The organism is Methanohalophilus sp. RSK, assembly GCF_003722075.1.
GTDB lineage: Archaea > Halobacteriota > Methanosarcinia > Methanosarcinales > Methanosarcinaceae > Methanohalophilus.
In genome coordinates this window covers 146,300-161,306 of the sequence record NZ_RDSK01000009.1, presented here as the reverse complement: position 1 = coordinate 161,306, position 15,007 = coordinate 146,300, and the positions used below count along the sequence as shown (strand labels likewise).

Annotated in this window: 16 protein-coding genes; 14 read left to right on the top strand and 2 right to left on the bottom strand. The window is 42.8% G+C overall.

Annotation, left to right across the window (positions count from 1 at the left end; all coding sequences use genetic code 11):
• The first annotated feature begins 107 nt into the window (after positions 1-107).
• A complete protein-coding gene (locus EFE42_RS03815) occupies positions 108-569 on the top strand; it encodes a DUF523 domain-containing protein (RefSeq protein WP_123135986.1) in 462 nt (153 codons plus the stop codon).
• Positions 570-792: 223 nt separating this feature from the next.
• Here the strand turns inward: EFE42_RS03815 and EFE42_RS03810 are convergent, their stop codons facing one another.
• Complete coding sequence (locus EFE42_RS03810; protein WP_123135985.1) at positions 793-2,811, bottom strand: sodium-translocating pyrophosphatase; 2,019 nt, start codon at positions 2,809-2,811, stop codon at positions 793-795.
• 288 nt (positions 2,812-3,099) lie between these two features.
• On the opposite strand from EFE42_RS03810, the gene EFE42_RS03805 reads away from it, so the two are divergent.
• From EFE42_RS03805 to EFE42_RS03750, 12 genes are all read left to right on the top strand, one after another.
• Positions 3,100-3,543, top strand: a complete 444-nt coding sequence (locus EFE42_RS03805) for a hypothetical protein (RefSeq protein WP_158599185.1) — start codon at positions 3,100-3,102, stop codon at positions 3,541-3,543.
• Positions 3,544-3,653: 110 nt separating this feature from the next.
• The gene (locus EFE42_RS03800; protein ID WP_123135983.1) at positions 3,654-4,151 is read left to right on the top strand and encodes a DUF134 domain-containing protein; all 498 of its coding nucleotides are present in this window, start codon (positions 3,654-3,656) and stop codon (positions 4,149-4,151) included.
• Between the two features lie 83 nt (positions 4,152-4,234).
• Positions 4,235-4,435 carry a DUF5320 domain-containing protein gene (locus EFE42_RS03795; RefSeq protein WP_370448660.1) on the top strand — a complete coding sequence of 67 codons (201 nt, stop codon included), beginning with the start codon at positions 4,235-4,237 and terminating at the stop codon, positions 4,433-4,435.
• A gap of 153 nt (positions 4,436-4,588) precedes the next feature.
• Positions 4,589-5,575: a radical SAM protein gene (locus EFE42_RS03790; protein WP_123135981.1), complete on the top strand. Its 987-nt coding sequence runs from the start codon at positions 4,589-4,591 to the stop codon at positions 5,573-5,575.
• Between the two features lie 79 nt (positions 5,576-5,654).
• On the top strand, positions 5,655-7,595 hold the full coding sequence (gene acs / locus EFE42_RS03785; protein ID WP_123135980.1) for an acetate--CoA ligase: 1,941 nt from the start codon (positions 5,655-5,657) through the stop codon (positions 7,593-7,595).
• Positions 7,596-7,623: 28 nt separating this feature from the next.
• Positions 7,624-8,271 (top strand): orotidine-5'-phosphate decarboxylase, encoded by a 648-nt coding sequence (pyrF, locus tag EFE42_RS03780; RefSeq protein WP_123135979.1) that lies wholly within the window; start codon positions 7,624-7,626, stop codon positions 8,269-8,271.
• A gap of 112 nt (positions 8,272-8,383) precedes the next feature.
• Complete coding sequence (locus tag EFE42_RS03775; RefSeq protein ID WP_123135978.1) at positions 8,384-9,520, top strand: adenosylcobinamide amidohydrolase; 1,137 nt, start codon at positions 8,384-8,386, stop codon at positions 9,518-9,520.
• Positions 9,521-9,559: 39 nt separating this feature from the next.
• Positions 9,560-10,447, top strand: coding sequence for an HD domain-containing protein (locus EFE42_RS03770; protein ID WP_123135977.1), 888 nt, complete (start codon positions 9,560-9,562; stop codon positions 10,445-10,447).
• Positions 10,448-10,470: 23 nt separating this feature from the next.
• Complete coding sequence (locus EFE42_RS03765) at positions 10,471-11,250, top strand: winged helix-turn-helix domain-containing protein (protein ID WP_123135976.1); 780 nt, start codon at positions 10,471-10,473, stop codon at positions 11,248-11,250.
• 91 nt (positions 11,251-11,341) lie between these two features.
• Positions 11,342-11,548, top strand: coding sequence for a hypothetical protein (locus tag EFE42_RS03760; RefSeq protein ID WP_123135975.1), 207 nt, complete (start codon positions 11,342-11,344; stop codon positions 11,546-11,548).
• 75 nt (positions 11,549-11,623) lie between these two features.
• Complete coding sequence (locus EFE42_RS03755) at positions 11,624-12,157, top strand: Hsp20/alpha crystallin family protein (protein ID WP_123135974.1); 534 nt, start codon at positions 11,624-11,626, stop codon at positions 12,155-12,157.
• A 34-nt stretch (positions 12,158-12,191) separates the two neighbouring features.
• Positions 12,192-12,563: a response regulator transcription factor gene (locus tag EFE42_RS03750; RefSeq protein WP_123135973.1), complete on the top strand. Its 372-nt coding sequence runs from the start codon at positions 12,192-12,194 to the stop codon at positions 12,561-12,563.
• Here the strand turns inward: EFE42_RS03750 and EFE42_RS03745 are convergent.
• Entirely contained in the window at positions 12,560-13,585 is a 1,026-nt protein-coding gene (locus EFE42_RS03745; protein ID WP_123136134.1) for a methyltransferase domain-containing protein, read from the bottom strand. The two genes, EFE42_RS03750 and EFE42_RS03745, sit on opposite strands and share 4 nt — an antisense overlap.
• A gap of 404 nt (positions 13,586-13,989) precedes the next feature.
• On the opposite strand from EFE42_RS03745, the gene EFE42_RS03740 reads away from it, so the two are divergent.
• A complete protein-coding gene (locus tag EFE42_RS03740; RefSeq protein ID WP_123135972.1) occupies positions 13,990-15,003 on the top strand; it encodes a 50S ribosomal protein L3 in 1,014 nt (337 codons plus the stop codon).
• Positions 15,004-15,007: the final 4 nt, after the last annotated feature.

Sequence of the window (15,007 nt, the reverse complement as noted above, 5' to 3'; positions counted from 1 at the left end):
ATCTCCCGATTACCATGTCGTGATAGTTATATGGAAGTTTCCCTATGGATATAACTGCGTTCCCATAAGTCTTCTTATTGTATAAAGATTCTCATGCAGGTGATTCAATGGATGCCGAAAATGATAAAATCATGGTAGTTTCCCACTGTCTTCTCAACCCTGAGTCGCGTCTTGCAGGTATTAAAAAACCGGGAAAGTTTTCTCCTGGAAAAGATAATGTAATCCAACTCCCCTGTCCGGAACTGATATATTTTGGTTCAAGTCGCCGGGAAATTACCAGGGACCAGTTAATTCATTCGGCCTACAGGAAATTCTGCAGACAATTATTCACTCCTTTTGCAGATATGCTCGAGGAATTTTATCGTAGGGGTTTTTCAGTTGAATTTGTGGGGGTAGGAAAAAGCCCCTCCTGTGCTGCAGATCTCACAACAGTGAGTGGTCCTGCCGGCAGGGTGTCAAACTTTACACATGAACATATTGCTGGTAGGGGTGTTTTTTTTGAAGAGATCGAGATGGAACTTGTCAGGCGTGGAATATGCTATAGTATGCAGGATTGTCACAAACCGTAATTTATATATAATATGTAGTCATCACGGGGGTTGCTGACGGGTTGTCTTTCTTTTCCTAAAACCCCCACTCCCCAAATATTAAACCCCCCCCTTAAAACCCGTCAGCTTTTCCCCATTAGTAATTCTCAATAGGGTAATCTATATCCTTTGTGTATCAAATAGTTGTAGAATAGTTTATACTGTTTTGTCTTATAATAAAAAGAAAATGAAGGTCAAGAGACCTTCAGAATATTCCTCCCCCGATAAACAGGGAGGAGAACAGGATTGCAATCATGTTGACTACCTTAATAAGGGAGTTCAGTGCGGGTCCTGCTGTGTCCTTGTAGGGGTCACCGACAGTATCTCCTACAACTGCTGCTTTATGAGCTTCGGACCCCTTTCCGCCATGGTATCCATCCTCGATAAGTTTCTTGGCATTATCCCATGCTCCTCCGCCATTGTCCATTGTAAGGGCAAGGAGAAGTCCTGATATGATAATTCCTATGAGCAATCCTCCCAGGGCAAGTGGTCCGAGGATATAGCCTACAAGCAATGGAGTTGCGATTGCAAGAATGCCTGGAATTGCCATCTCGCGGATTGCAGCGGCAGTTACGATATCCACACATTTTCCATACTCGGGTTTGGTGGTACCTTCCATGATACCCGGAATTTCCCTGAACTGGCGCCTGACTTCATTGATGATGCCAAAAGCAGCTTTTCCGACTGCCTGCATTGTGACAGCACTGAAAATGAATGGCAGGAGGGCACCTATGAACAATCCGACAAGTACGACAGGGTTGTCCAGACTGAGTCCGCCGGTTTCAATGTTTACCTTGAGCCTGTAATCGGCAAAAAGGGCCAGTGCACCCAGTGCAGCGGATCCGATAGCGTATCCTTTTGTTACGGCTTTGGTGGTGTTACCTACAGCATCCAGGACATCTGTTATCTCACGCACTTCGGCGGGTAGGCCTGCCATCTCGGCTATTCCACCGGCATTATCTGTTATTGGTCCGTAAGAATCCAGGGTAACGATCATTCCTGTGGTAGAGAGCATTGCTGCTGCGGCAATTGCAATACCATATAACCCCATTGCAGGGCTTGCAGCCCCACCTGCAACGAAGAATGCGGCCAGGATTCCAATAACGATTGTTACAACAGGAAGGGCAGTACTTTCAAAGCCCATTGCAAGTCCTGAAATTACATTTGTACCGGCACCGGTCTCTGAAGCCTCTGCGACTTTCTTAACAGGTCTGTAACTCGTTGAAGTATAATACTCAGTGAAAACAACCATCAACACCATAATAGCAACACCTACCAGGGATGCATAATAAATGTTGATGTCTCCAATGAGTATGTCTGTTACGAAGTAGAAGGCAACAAGACACAATAATGCGGCTACAGCGACTCCCTTGTAAAGGGCTTTCATGATTTTGTTGTCGCTTCCGACGCGCACGAAGAAGATGGAGATGATAGAGGCAAAGATTGCCACGGCACCGAGGATTAATGGATAGATTATTGCATTGGGGTATGCCTCGAGAACCTGTGCACCAAGCAGCATTGCTGCAAGGACTGTTACTACATATGTCTCGAAAAGATCTGCACCCATACCCGCACAGTCGCCGACATTATCACCAACATTGTCAGCAATTACACCGGCATTTCTGGGGTCATCTTCGGGTATTCCAGCTTCAATTTTTCCTACGAGATCTGCTCCCACATCGGCTGCTTTGGTGTATATTCCACCACCAACCCTTGCGAAGAGACTGATTAGACTTGCACCGAATCCGAATCCTACTACCTGATCGACATTGCCGAATAATATGTAGAATATACTGGTACCCAGAAGGGCCAGTCCTACGACGGCAAGCCCGGTTACTGCTCCTCCGCGGACAGCGACCTGCATGGCTTCATGCAGTCCTCTGGATGCGGCGTTTGTTGTCCTGACATTTGCTCTTACAGATACATTCATTCCAATGTATCCGGCAATAGCTGAACTGGCTGCTCCTACTATGAATCCTATCGCTACTTTTCCGCTGTTTTCTCCCAGCAGGGCGTAGATTAAGAAAGCGAGGATTAAAGCAACTATGGCTATTGTCTTGTACTGTCGATTCAGATATGCCATGGCCCCTTCCTGTATCGCGGTGGCAATTTCCTGCATTTTTTCGTTACCGGTTCCTTCCTTGAGGATATGGGTTGCGAAAAATGCAGCAAATATCAGACTCACGATACCTGCCAGAGGGGCGAGGTATATTATATCCTGCATTATTGTTCTCCTAAATTTGTTTGATTTTTATGATAATGCTATGATGGTTTATCAGACAGATGGAAGTTCCAGCTGCCCTTTCCCTATAATTATTAATCTTTAGTGGTGCCACAAAGGCAGATTGAAATAGAACACACCTAATAATAAATTAACGTTTCAAAATTTTTAGATTGATGTGTGCCATGTTTGATTTGCCCTAACATATTTTTGTTAGTATTAATGTTTTACCTTTTATATACACCACAGATATGAATAGACATATTAATCATAGCGTATTATCCTATGCCAATGAGGATTTCAGGGCTTATACTCGTAATTTTGCTGCTTTCGTGCTCTGTAGCAGGGGCACTTGCGGCGGAGGATGGCGGGGATTATATACATATTTCAAGTATGCAGGTTCGATTTTCAGGTACTGATGCGACAGTTGATCTGTTCTATGATCTGGATTTTTTTGGGGACATGTATGTTTTTGCATTAGGCAGTCGCCATCTTAAACCTGAGTTTGAGGCCTTTTTTTATGATTTTGAAGAATTAAAGGTTGTAGAACTCGGAAGGGCCCATTCCAGATTCTTACTCAAGAATGTATCCCGGGAAAGTGATAATTTCTACCTTCATGATGAGAAGAAACTTGGCAGACAAGTTGATTCTCTTGTAGTTATTTATCCCGCAGGCCCTTCAAAGGCTATGGGTAGCGTGGATTCGATCCCCAATCTGTTTTATGAAAAACAATGACTCCTAAGTAATTAATTGTGTTTAATTTTGATGTCCGGTTTTACTTGTGTTTCGCATCCACTCTGGTCTGACAGTTAAATTTATATAGTTATGCATTATGATGCATTATTATGGTGCGTCCCAAGAAAAAGAGGATGGTGGGATACCGTCACAGGTGTCGGCGTTTCAGTCCTGATGATACGAATGAAAGTATGCCTGTTGTGGATGTCGGTGTGGATGAACTGGAATCCATGAGATTGAATATTTTAGAAAAATTGTCTCAGGAACAGGCAGCACAGAAAATGGGAGTCCATCAGTCTACATTTCAAAGAACCCTACGCAGGGGTCTTGAAAAAGTTACGGATGCACTGGTCAATGGAAAAAGTATCTTTTTAGAAGGAGGTGAACTCAATATGCCTGGAGGAGATGGCACAGGTCCGGATGGAAGTGGTCCGATGGGGACCAGGGGCCAGGGTCGCAAGGGTGGTGAAAATCGCCCGGGCCGAGGAGCTGCAGCTCCGCAGAATTGCAGGTGTCCTTCATGCGGACATCTTGAACCACACCAGCCGGGTGTACCCTGCAGTCAGGCCAAATGTCCTGAATGCGGTTCCCAGATGGTGCGTGGTTGAATTTATAGACTGAAAACAATGTATAAGAACAGAAAGGAGGTTGTATTAATGTGCCAGGTGGAGATAGAACCGGTCCCCGGGGAATGGGGCCTATGACAGGAAGAGGTGCAGGTTACTGCAGTGGAAATGAAGTGGCCGGATGGCAGAATAGTTTATTTGTTCATAATCCTGTCAGAGGAAGATTCCAGAGGTTTGGTGGTTTTTCGCGAGGCAGAGGTATGGGAAATTATGCTCGAAGACCTTCACACAACCCGTGTATGAATCCGGAACAAGTCCATCTTTAAAATTTGCATCTGCAAAAAGGAAACTTGAAAGTCTCTTGGGAAAGACAAGGAATGGATTTGTCAGCGCATAGAACAATTGAAAGAACATCTTACAGAAACAGGATCATTATCTGAGGATTAATGGTCCCTTTTTAATTTTTGATGGGATTTTAGATGACCAAACGCAAATCAAGGTTAATTTATGGACCAATCCTTTCACGAAGGTTGGGCAGATCATTGGGGATAGATGTCATAAGCAATCCTTCCAGTCGGAAAAACTGTAATTTTGATTGTATTTACTGTCAGCTGGGCTCTGTTGCAAACAAGATTCAATCTGTAGAGGATGTTGTTGGATGTGTCTCATCTCCTGAAATTGTTGAAGGGATAAAACATTATCATCGTAATATCGAAGATATTGACTACATTACCTTCTCGGGGACATGCGAACCGACACTTAATCCTGCACTGGGAAAAATGATCGAGGGTATCCGGCATATATCTTCTGTACCCATATGCGTGATAACCAATTCTTCTCTTGCGGGCAGGGATGATGTACGCCAAAGTCTTGCAAAGGCCGACCTTGTTGTTGCTACCCTGGTTTCAGGTTACGGTAAGACCTTTGAAAATATAAACAGGCCTGCTTCCGGTATACTGCTGGATGATATTATAGAAGGCCTTGCATCTCTTTCCCATATGGGCACTTGCAGGCTTTCCATTGAGGTCATGCTTGTTGACAGTGATAAATCTGGATACAACACATCGGATTCTGAAATCTCTCGTCTTGCTGACATTCTGGAATATATTAATCCGGATGAAGTCGAAGTACTTACCATAACCCGTCCGCCCGCTGAATCATCCTTAAGAGCTGTCGATGAAATAAGATTGAAGGAAATTGCCCGTTATTTTGACAGCAGGCTTGGCAGAGATAAAGTGCGCTTGGTACTGCGTGGTATCAGGAAGGGGCGCTCCACTATCAAGCATGAGAATATTGAAGAAGAGGTTTATGACTTAATCCTGCGTCGTCCCTGTACTACTGAGCAGGTGATTACCTCCCTTGGCCTTAATAGGGAAACCCTTATTCCTGTTCTTGAGAATATGGAATATGGGGGAAAGATTGAGTCGGTCCTGGAAGACAAAAACTGGTATTATAGAGTTTTGTGATTATTCTTTCCTGCGACCACTAAATTTATACATGAATAATCATTATAGATTCATGTGTATTTAGGGGATGGCATAACCTATGAAAGAAACAATAGAATCATCACTTGCAGAGGAACGTGTTTTTGAATCATCTGAAGATTTCAAATCCCAGGCCAATATGAATGACCCCGACATCTACAGGAAGGCTGAAGAGGATTTTGAAGGATTTTGGGCTTCAGTTGCAGAGGATATAGACTGGTTTGAAAAATGGGATAAAGTCTTAGAATGGAAACCTCCGCATAGCGAATGGTTCCTTAATGGCAGTCTTAACGCATCATATAATTGCCTGGACAGACATCTTTCTTCAAAGGGCGATAAGACAGCGATTATATGGGAAGGGGAAATGGGAAACAATCGCACCTTTACCTATAATGAACTCTTTTACTCCACATGTCGCTTTGCCAATGCATTGAAAGAATTGGGGGTGCAGAAAGGAGATATTGTAACAATCTATCTTCCGATGATACCTGAAGCTGTTATTGCCATGCTTGCCTGTGCCAGAATCGGTGCTCCTCACAGTGTGGTATTTGCCGGATTTTCCCAGGAAGCACTCGCCCAACGTGTTGAGGATGCAGGCAGCAATTTTGTAATTACCTGTGATGGTTACTATCACAAAGGTAAACTGGTTAACCAGAAGGAAAAAACCGATAATGCACTTGAAAAATCAGATGACATAGAACATGTGCTGGTTGTCAATCATGCGGCAAATTCTGTATTTTTCGCAGAGGGACGGGATGTGTGGTGGCATGACATTGAAAAACAGATGGATTATGAATGTCCGCCTGAACATATGGATTCTGAAGATACACTTTTCTTAATGTATACTAGCGGAACTACAGGCAAACCCAAGGGTGTGGTCCACAGCACCGGAGGTTATCTTGTCGGAACAGCGATCACTGCTAAATGGGTCTTTGATCTGAAAGATGATGATGTTTACTGGTGTACTGCAGATGTGGGCTGGATTACGGGTCATTCTTATATTACATATGGTCCCCTGCTGAACGGTGCAACTGTGCTGATGTATGAGGGAGCACCGGATTATCCAGAAAAGGACAGGTTCTGGAGTATAATTGAAAATTATGGAGTGACGATCTTTTATACTGCACCTACAGCTATTCGTACATTCATGAAATGGGGCGAACAATTACCTGCAAAGCATGACCTTTCCTCGTTGCGTCTTCTGGGAAGTGTCGGTGAACCCATCAACCCGAAAGCATGGCTCTGGTACTATGAGCACATCGGGGACAAGAAATGCCCGATAGTTGATACCTGGTGGCAGACAGAAACAGGTATGATAATGATCACGCCCCTGCCAGGCATTACTCCGATGAAACCCGGTAGTGCTGTCCGCCCGTTCCCGGGAATCGAGGTATCCATTCTCGATGAAGAAGGAAATGCGGTTCCAGAAGGGTATGGTGGATATCTTGCAATTGAAAAACCCTGGCCCAGCATGATCCGGACCATTTACGGGGATGAAGAACGCTTCATTGAAACTTACTGGAGTAAATGGGGTAATGATACCTATATGTCGGGGGATGGTGCCCGTACTGGCAGGGATGGTTATGTCTGGGTACTTGGAAGACTTGATGATGTGATCAAAGTCTCCGGTCACAGACTGGGTACAATGGAAATTGAAAGTTCCCTTGTATCCCATCCGGCCGTTGCAGAAGCTGCTGTTGAGGGGAAAGAGGATGAAATTAAAGGGGAGGTAATAGTTGGTTATGTTGTGCTTGAAGCCGATGTTCCTGTCAGTGATGAGCTGAAAGAGCAACTCAAGGGTCATGTTGTAGATGAAATCGGTCCGATAGCCCGTCCGGCGGCGATAGTTTTTGCAGAGGATCTGCCAAAGACACGTAGTGGAAAGATTATGCGTCGGGTCCTGCGCTCAATAACAAATAATACTGATCCCGGGGATGTGACTACTCTGCAGAATCCTGAAGTGGTTGAAGAGCTCAAAAGAAAAGTTAATCTATCAGATTAACATTCAAACTGCTAGAGGTTTAATTTTCATGGAAAGGAATACCGGCCTTATAGTTGCAATGGATGTTACGCGTATGGATCGCGCCGTCGAGATTGCCAGCGAAGTTGCTGAATGTGTGGATGCCATAAAGGTGGGCTATCCTCTGGTACTCTCAGAAGGTTTAAGTGTAATATCCCGACTTGCAGATTATGCTCCTGTCATTGCTGACTTTAAGGTTGCCGACATTCCAAATACGGATGAACTTATCTGTGAACAGGTATTCAAGGCAGGTGCCAGGGGTGTAATAGTACATGGTTTTACAGGTGAGGATAGCCTGCAAGCCTGTATAGGTGTGGCCCGACGTTATGATGGGGATATTTATGTAGTCTCTGAAATGAGCCACCCGGGTGGTGCGAAATATTTCCAGCCGATAGCCGATGAAATTGCTTCTATGGCGCATGAATTCGGTGCTACCGGTATTGTCGCACCTGCTACCCGGCCGGAAAGGGTAAAACACCTGCGTTCTATAATAGGTGATGGCCTTTCTATTATATCTCCCGGTGTAGGTGCACAGGGAGGTAAAGCATCTGATGTGATTGCAGCAGGTGCGAACTGGATTATTGTGGGTCGAAGTATTTATAATTCAGAAAACCCCAAAGAAACAGCCATGGAACTTGTAACCGGGATTGGTATCTAAGGAAAAAGCCAGTGATGATATACTCTTCTGAGATAGTGATGAGCCCTATGAGTTCTGAGGCTTTTACTTTTACATTCAGGTCCGGTGTTGATTTATATTCAGGAGAAGGTGCATGACCAAAAATGAGTTGACCGTAAATCGTCGGGATGGGGGTTGTGAACCTCTTCTTGAAACATCTGCCGGTGAAAAAGTTTTCAGGTCAGGCACAGATTCCGTTATAGTTACACTGCCAAAAGACAGGAGAATAATTTCCAATTCCTGGCTCAATGGGGGTATCCGTGATGATATCAATGTCCTTATCAATCAGCGGATAGCAAGACATGTTGGAAGTGAGGATGAGTTTAAGGAAGGAAGTGTTGAAGGCTATCTCGCCCATGTGGTGGAGCAACTTGGCTATTCTGCATCAAATGCAGCTGCATTGCTAACTGCTGCAAGTATGGAGAATGTTGCTTTTGTCACGCACTCTTTCCGTGGTCTTGAAGTAACAGCAATTGCAACCGCAGGCGTAGAAGTAAATGCATGCAGTCCTGCAGACCCTGCTTCCTATTATCAGGAAAATGGTAAATGGCAATCTCTTGGCGGAACAATAAATATGATTCTTCTAATAGATGCAAATTTGCCGTCATATGCTCTTACCAGGGCCTGGATGACTGCTACTGAAGCCAAATCAGCAGTTCTGCGTCAATTAATGATTCCAAGTCGTTTTTCAGAAGAATTGGCTACCGGAACCGGGACTGATATGATGGCAATTGTGTCCAATGATTCTGCTTATCTGCAATTGACTGACGCAGGTCCTCATTCCAAACTTGGTGAGCTGATATGCAAATGTATAAACCAGGTCCTTTTAAAAGCCCTGGATCAGCAATCAGGTATATCCGCTGTTTCCCAGCGGGATATGCTCGTAAGGCTTGATAGGTTTGGAATTGATGAAAAATACTTCTGGAAAGTTTCTACATCCCTTGAGGGAGATAACAAAAAAGGTCCATTTTATGACAATCTCAGGAATATTTCACATAATCCTGCTATGGTTGCATTGATTTCTTCTATTCTCCATCTTGTCGATGAAGTGAGATGGGGTCTGATCCCTGAAAACAGTGCAAAGAAAGTAGCTTTTTCCCAGATGGGTCAACTGGACAACGTTTTGAATTTGAGTGTAGATATCCCTTACGATTATTTGCTGGAGCCGAAAGAATCAATAATTGATAACTGGGTAAGAGTTACTTCCTGGATTGTAAAAAGAAATGTTTAATTCCTTCACTATAATATTAATATAAAAACGGTGTTTACCATGAATCTGAGAAATTATATAGCCACTTATTGTACCGATTCTAAGAAAAAGCCAACAGGTGTCATAGTTCATAGTGCAGAAATAGGAGACGAACTTCCTGAATTGCCGGATCGCTTTTTCTACATGGCCGAGTGGTCGGATGTGCCTTCCAGGCGTATATGGAAAAGTGAGCCTTATCAGTCAGTATTGATCCATGAAAATGGTCAACTCATCATACACGAACATCTCAGGAAAGCCAACTTCCGGATCCATCTGCTGGAGCTTGAAGAGAAATACGAGACCTCTTCACGAGCAGGGCATTACGTTCTCTCAGTACCTGAAGCTTTCGAGTTTGCCTATAATGCACACCGGGATACAGCAAGGCGATTTTCCAGGACGCCCTATATCTCTCATCCAATGGACGTTGCATCAATCCTCTTGAAGAACAGTGCCCCTGATATAGTTGTAATTGCAGGTTTGTTGAATTCGATCAAAAAAGAGTCTAAAATAGATATGGTTGAAGTGGAGAATCAGTTTGGTGAGACGGTTGTAAATTTTGTAAGAGCAGTATCTGAACTGGACCAAACAGATGATCCCTCCCTGTTATCTGTTGATAAAAATATGTGGAAGGAGCGCAATGAAGCCTGCCTGAAGGCACTTGAAGATGTTGGAAGGGATGTCAAACTCCTCTTCTGTGCAGACAAACTTGCCAGCATCAGGGATATGCGGGATGAGGAAAATATTCATGGTAATATAATATGGAACCATTTTATAGTAGGAAAAGAATCTCATAAATGGTATTATGGCCGATTGCTAAAGTCATTTGAATCCCAGCCTCACAGTATTATCGATAGCCCAATGTATAAACAATTGAAGGGATGTGTCGAACAGTTCTTCAGTGATACCTGATTTTTTTATTTTGTGGTACTAATATGGGTGTGTCTATAGTCGAGCTTGTATGTCGCTCGGAAAAACGGAAAAACTTGCTTGTCTATCTAAAAGATGGCTCCCGGAATCTGGCCGCTATCAAAAAGGCTCTTGATGTCACATCAACCGGTGTGCTTCCTCAGATAAAACTTCTTAAAGATAATGATATTCTTGTGCAGAAAGATGGTGAATATGAACTGTCTATTTTTGGTAATATTGTAGTGCAGAATATATTGCCGATTTTTAAACTGACCAATACGCTTGAAAAGAACCCTGTATACTGGTTTTCCAGGGATATTTCCGCTCTTCCAATGCAATTTATGGAACGGCTGGGTGATCTGGGTGATTCAAAGGTCATTGAACCGGATATCAATTCTCTATTTGATCCGCCTCAGGAATTAATAGACCATCTGCTTGTAAGTCGCCATGTTATAGCCATCACTTCTTATTTCCATCCTTATTATGTCAGGCATTTTTTGGAATTGGCTAGAAAAGGTGTGGAGATAAACCTGATTTTCACCAATGATGTCTATGAACGTATTGTTGAAGATCATGGGGAAGATGCAGAGGTTTTTTTTGGAATGGATAACACCAACATATATATCCACGAGGGTAATTTGCCGGTAGTTACTATGGTCTGTGCGGACGGGTTTTTCCTGTTGTCCCTCCTTAACCAGAAAGGAATATATGATCACACTAAACTTATCAGTACCAGTGAAGCAGCTATAAAATGGGGACATGATCTGTTTGAATACTGTTGCCTTGAGTCACAAAAGAAGGAATAATTACTATTGTCCTGCGTTCATTATTAATACATGAAACGAAATAGTATTTATATGATAACGGTGGACTTTAAGTTTGAAGAGTGGTGACTCGATGCCCAAAACCCTCGACATTGCAGAATTCAGGAATATGGTAGAAAAAACAAAAAAGTTGCACGAAGACCTTTCTTCCCTATCCCATAAGATGGATAATATGGATGATGAGGTGAAATGCAATAGGGATTATGGTTTGTCCCGACACTCTTCTGAATTATACTATGAATCTGATTTACTTTCTGCCGATAAACGCAAGGGTAAATAATCCTTGCTCATGTGCGGCTTTATGGCCAAATATCTCTAAGTGACAAGTATTTATTTATTTATGGAACGGGTCAATATGGCAGATAAAAAGAAAGGAAACAATCCGTCTGGTAGTGATGATTCTTTCAGTGATATTACTGATATGATCGAACAGATGATGCAGAGATTCGGAGTAGGTATAGAAGAATTCTCTGATGAGCCTTTCATTTATGGTTTTTCTATTACACAACGTGCTAATGAGGATCCTGAAATCAGGGAATTTGGCAATATCCCATCTGATTATAATGATTTTGAAGAAGAAATTGATCCTTTGGATGGTCCCATATCCATAGATGGGAAAAAGCCTCTGATAGACGTTCTTGAAATAGACGGGGAAGTGTATGTTACCGCAGAAATTTCAGGTATGTCCAGAGATGATATTTCTGTCTGTGCAACAGACCAGTACCTGGAGATCAATGCTTCCAATAAATATTATACATATTCCGAAACTCTCGAAATGCCTCTAAAAGTAGATCCTAATAGTGCAAAAGCAACTTTCCATAATGGTGTCCTTGAGGTAATATTTTCTGTTAGGGAAGAAGCCGGGAAAGTGGATATTAAAATCAATTGACTTTTCTCATTAATTTATTTTTGGGGTATATAGGATGGGTAGTTTTGGGAAGAAAGTACTTGTAGTGGATGACGAAGCACATTTACGTGACCTTCTTCAAAGTTTGTTGGAATTGAATAATATTTCTACATCGTGTGCTTCCAGCGGGGAAGAATGTCTTTTGATGCTTGAATCATCCCTGCCGGATCTTGTCCTTCTTGATGTTATGATGCCGGGCATGGATGGGTGGGAAGTTTTTCACCGCATTAAAGAAAAGTACGAACATTTGCCAGTTGTTCTTCTGACTGCCAGGAATCATGATTTTGACAAAATGATGGGATTGGATATTCTCAAAGCTGAAGATTATATTACCAAACCCTTTGGCAACGATGAACTCATAGAATGTGTTTGTAGCCTTCTGGATTAATCTTTTTCAACAAGTGGCTGGCATATAATCGCAGAATTGTCAGTAATATAGAGATGAATTGCTTTATCGCCATTTAATCCGTCTTCTATGCGATTACGGAAATTCCAGTAATCGTCAGGGTCAATTTTTCCTCTTATCAATGCATTTTTGGCATTTAGTTCTTTAAGTTTACTATTGATATCTTCAACAGATACCTTTGTCTCTGCCAGCACAACATACTGATTTTTAAGCAAGGGGGAATTCAATTTTTCATCAGATGTCATTAATGCCCTTTTCGAATCAATTCGGAACAAATATGTTTTATTATCTCTCTTGCTCATTTTTTCTGCAAGTTCGGGCAGAATATCTGCTTTCACAACAGATGGTTCAGGTTCATATGCAAATTTTTTCATTATTTCTGATTCGGGGATTTCTCCTTTCCCGCTGCCACACAGTGATTCTTCGGAAGGCAGTGTAGTAGCGGACCTGTTACATTTTTTGAGATGGTTTAAGTATAATGTAAGGCGATTTATTTTACCATTTAGTGACAGGTATTCCATTTCACAATCAAAGGGGATCCTTTCTGGAGTTAACTGGGGAGGCACTTCAAAGGCGAATCCTTTAGTCCGGGATGAATAAGCATTAATCATATCTTCTATGGATGGTGTAATGCTGGAAAGTAGGCGCCTCTCCTCTTTTTGGGGCCTTGCAGGATCAGAAAACACGACATCGAGTTCAGGAAGTTTATGTATTATTTCGTGGTCAAGGGCGTCACCACAGATAAATTCGACATTGTCCACTCCATATAAATGACAGTTCTTTTTGGCATGTTCTATCTTTACAGGGTCTATCTCTATGGCATAGACTTTTTTGCACTCCTTTGCAAAGAAAATGGTCTGTCCGCCGATACCACAACTTATATCCGCCAGAACGTCACATTTAAGTCTCCTGGCCCGGTACTTTGCTACAATTTCAGGAGTAGCAAAGCGCAAGCCATCATGGTCAGAACTTATCGGTTTGGTGAATTTGTCTTTGTTTTTCATTGCATTCCAATGGTTGATTGGTGCTTTTAAAGGTGTTGTTTCCTGCATCACTGTTTTTGTTCCAAAGCATTTATATACCTAATATGACATCATACAGCCCAAGCTGAGAATATAGTATGTAGATGATACATACTTCGCAGGTAGGCAAAAAGTGTGGAAATGTAGGATTTAACATAGACCATCAGTGGGCCAATTCAATGAAAGCCCCCATGCATGCGCGTTGTGTATGTGTGGATGGTAGATGTGTAAATCTTTTTGTGATGATGTTGCAGTATTGCTGCTCCTATCCGCATAACGTAGAATATCCATGTTGAGCTCAAACCTTGATAGGTAGCCCAACACACTCTTTTGTTAATTCAACCTGCGTAAGCGATTGAACATAAAAAAATTCAAGGAGAATACAAGTGCCAACAATACACAGACCAAGGCGAGGTTCTCTAGCGTTCAGTCCACGCAAAAGAGCAAAGAGCCACATCCCAAGGTTCAGGTCATGGCCTGAGGCTGAAGGTGAGCCAAAATTGCAGGGATTTGCAGGTTACAAGGTCGGAATGACCCATGTAATTATGATTGACGACGCCAAAAACAGTTTGACTGAAGGCGCTGAGATTGCCGTACCTGTTACTGTTATCGAAACACCGCAGATTGGTATTGCAGCAATACGTGCCTATAAGGACACTCCTTATGGAGAAAAAACAATTTCAGAGGCATGGTCAGCAAATCTGGATGGCGACATTGGACGCAGGATAAAGACTCCCAAAAATTACGATACGGAAAAATCACTTGAAAATATGGCTTCCATTGTGGAAGAAGGGAAAGTTTCCGAGATTCGTGTGATCACATATACAATCCCGTCTTCAGTAAATGGGATTCCAAAGAAGAAAGCGGATATTATGGAAACTGCAATTAGCGGTTTTGATGTAAAAGCCAAGTTTGAGTATGCAAAGTATATACTTGGAAGCAAGGTTGGAATCTCTGATATCTTCTCGGAAGGCAATATCATCGATGTGGCCGCTATCACAAGAGGCTACGGTACTGAAGGGCCTGTAAAAAGATGGGGTATCCAGCTGGCAAAGAACAAACACTCTCGTCAGAGCAGTTTGCGTCAGGTAGGTACTCTTGGGCCATGGAATCCGCCACATGTAAGCTGGAGAGTTCCACAAATGGGCCAGGCCGGTTACCATCAGCGTACCGAGTATAACAAACGTATCCTGAAAGTATCTTCTGATGGTGACGAAGTAAATCCTGCAGGAGGATTTGTTAACTACGGCCTTGTCGGTGGAGATTATATCCTTGTAAAGGGTACTGTCCCCGGTCCATCCAAGAGACTTATCAGGCTCAGGGAACCAACCAGGCCAAAGACATCTGCTGTTGGAGAACCTCAGCTTATGCATATAAACACACAGTCCAGGCAGGGGTGAGATA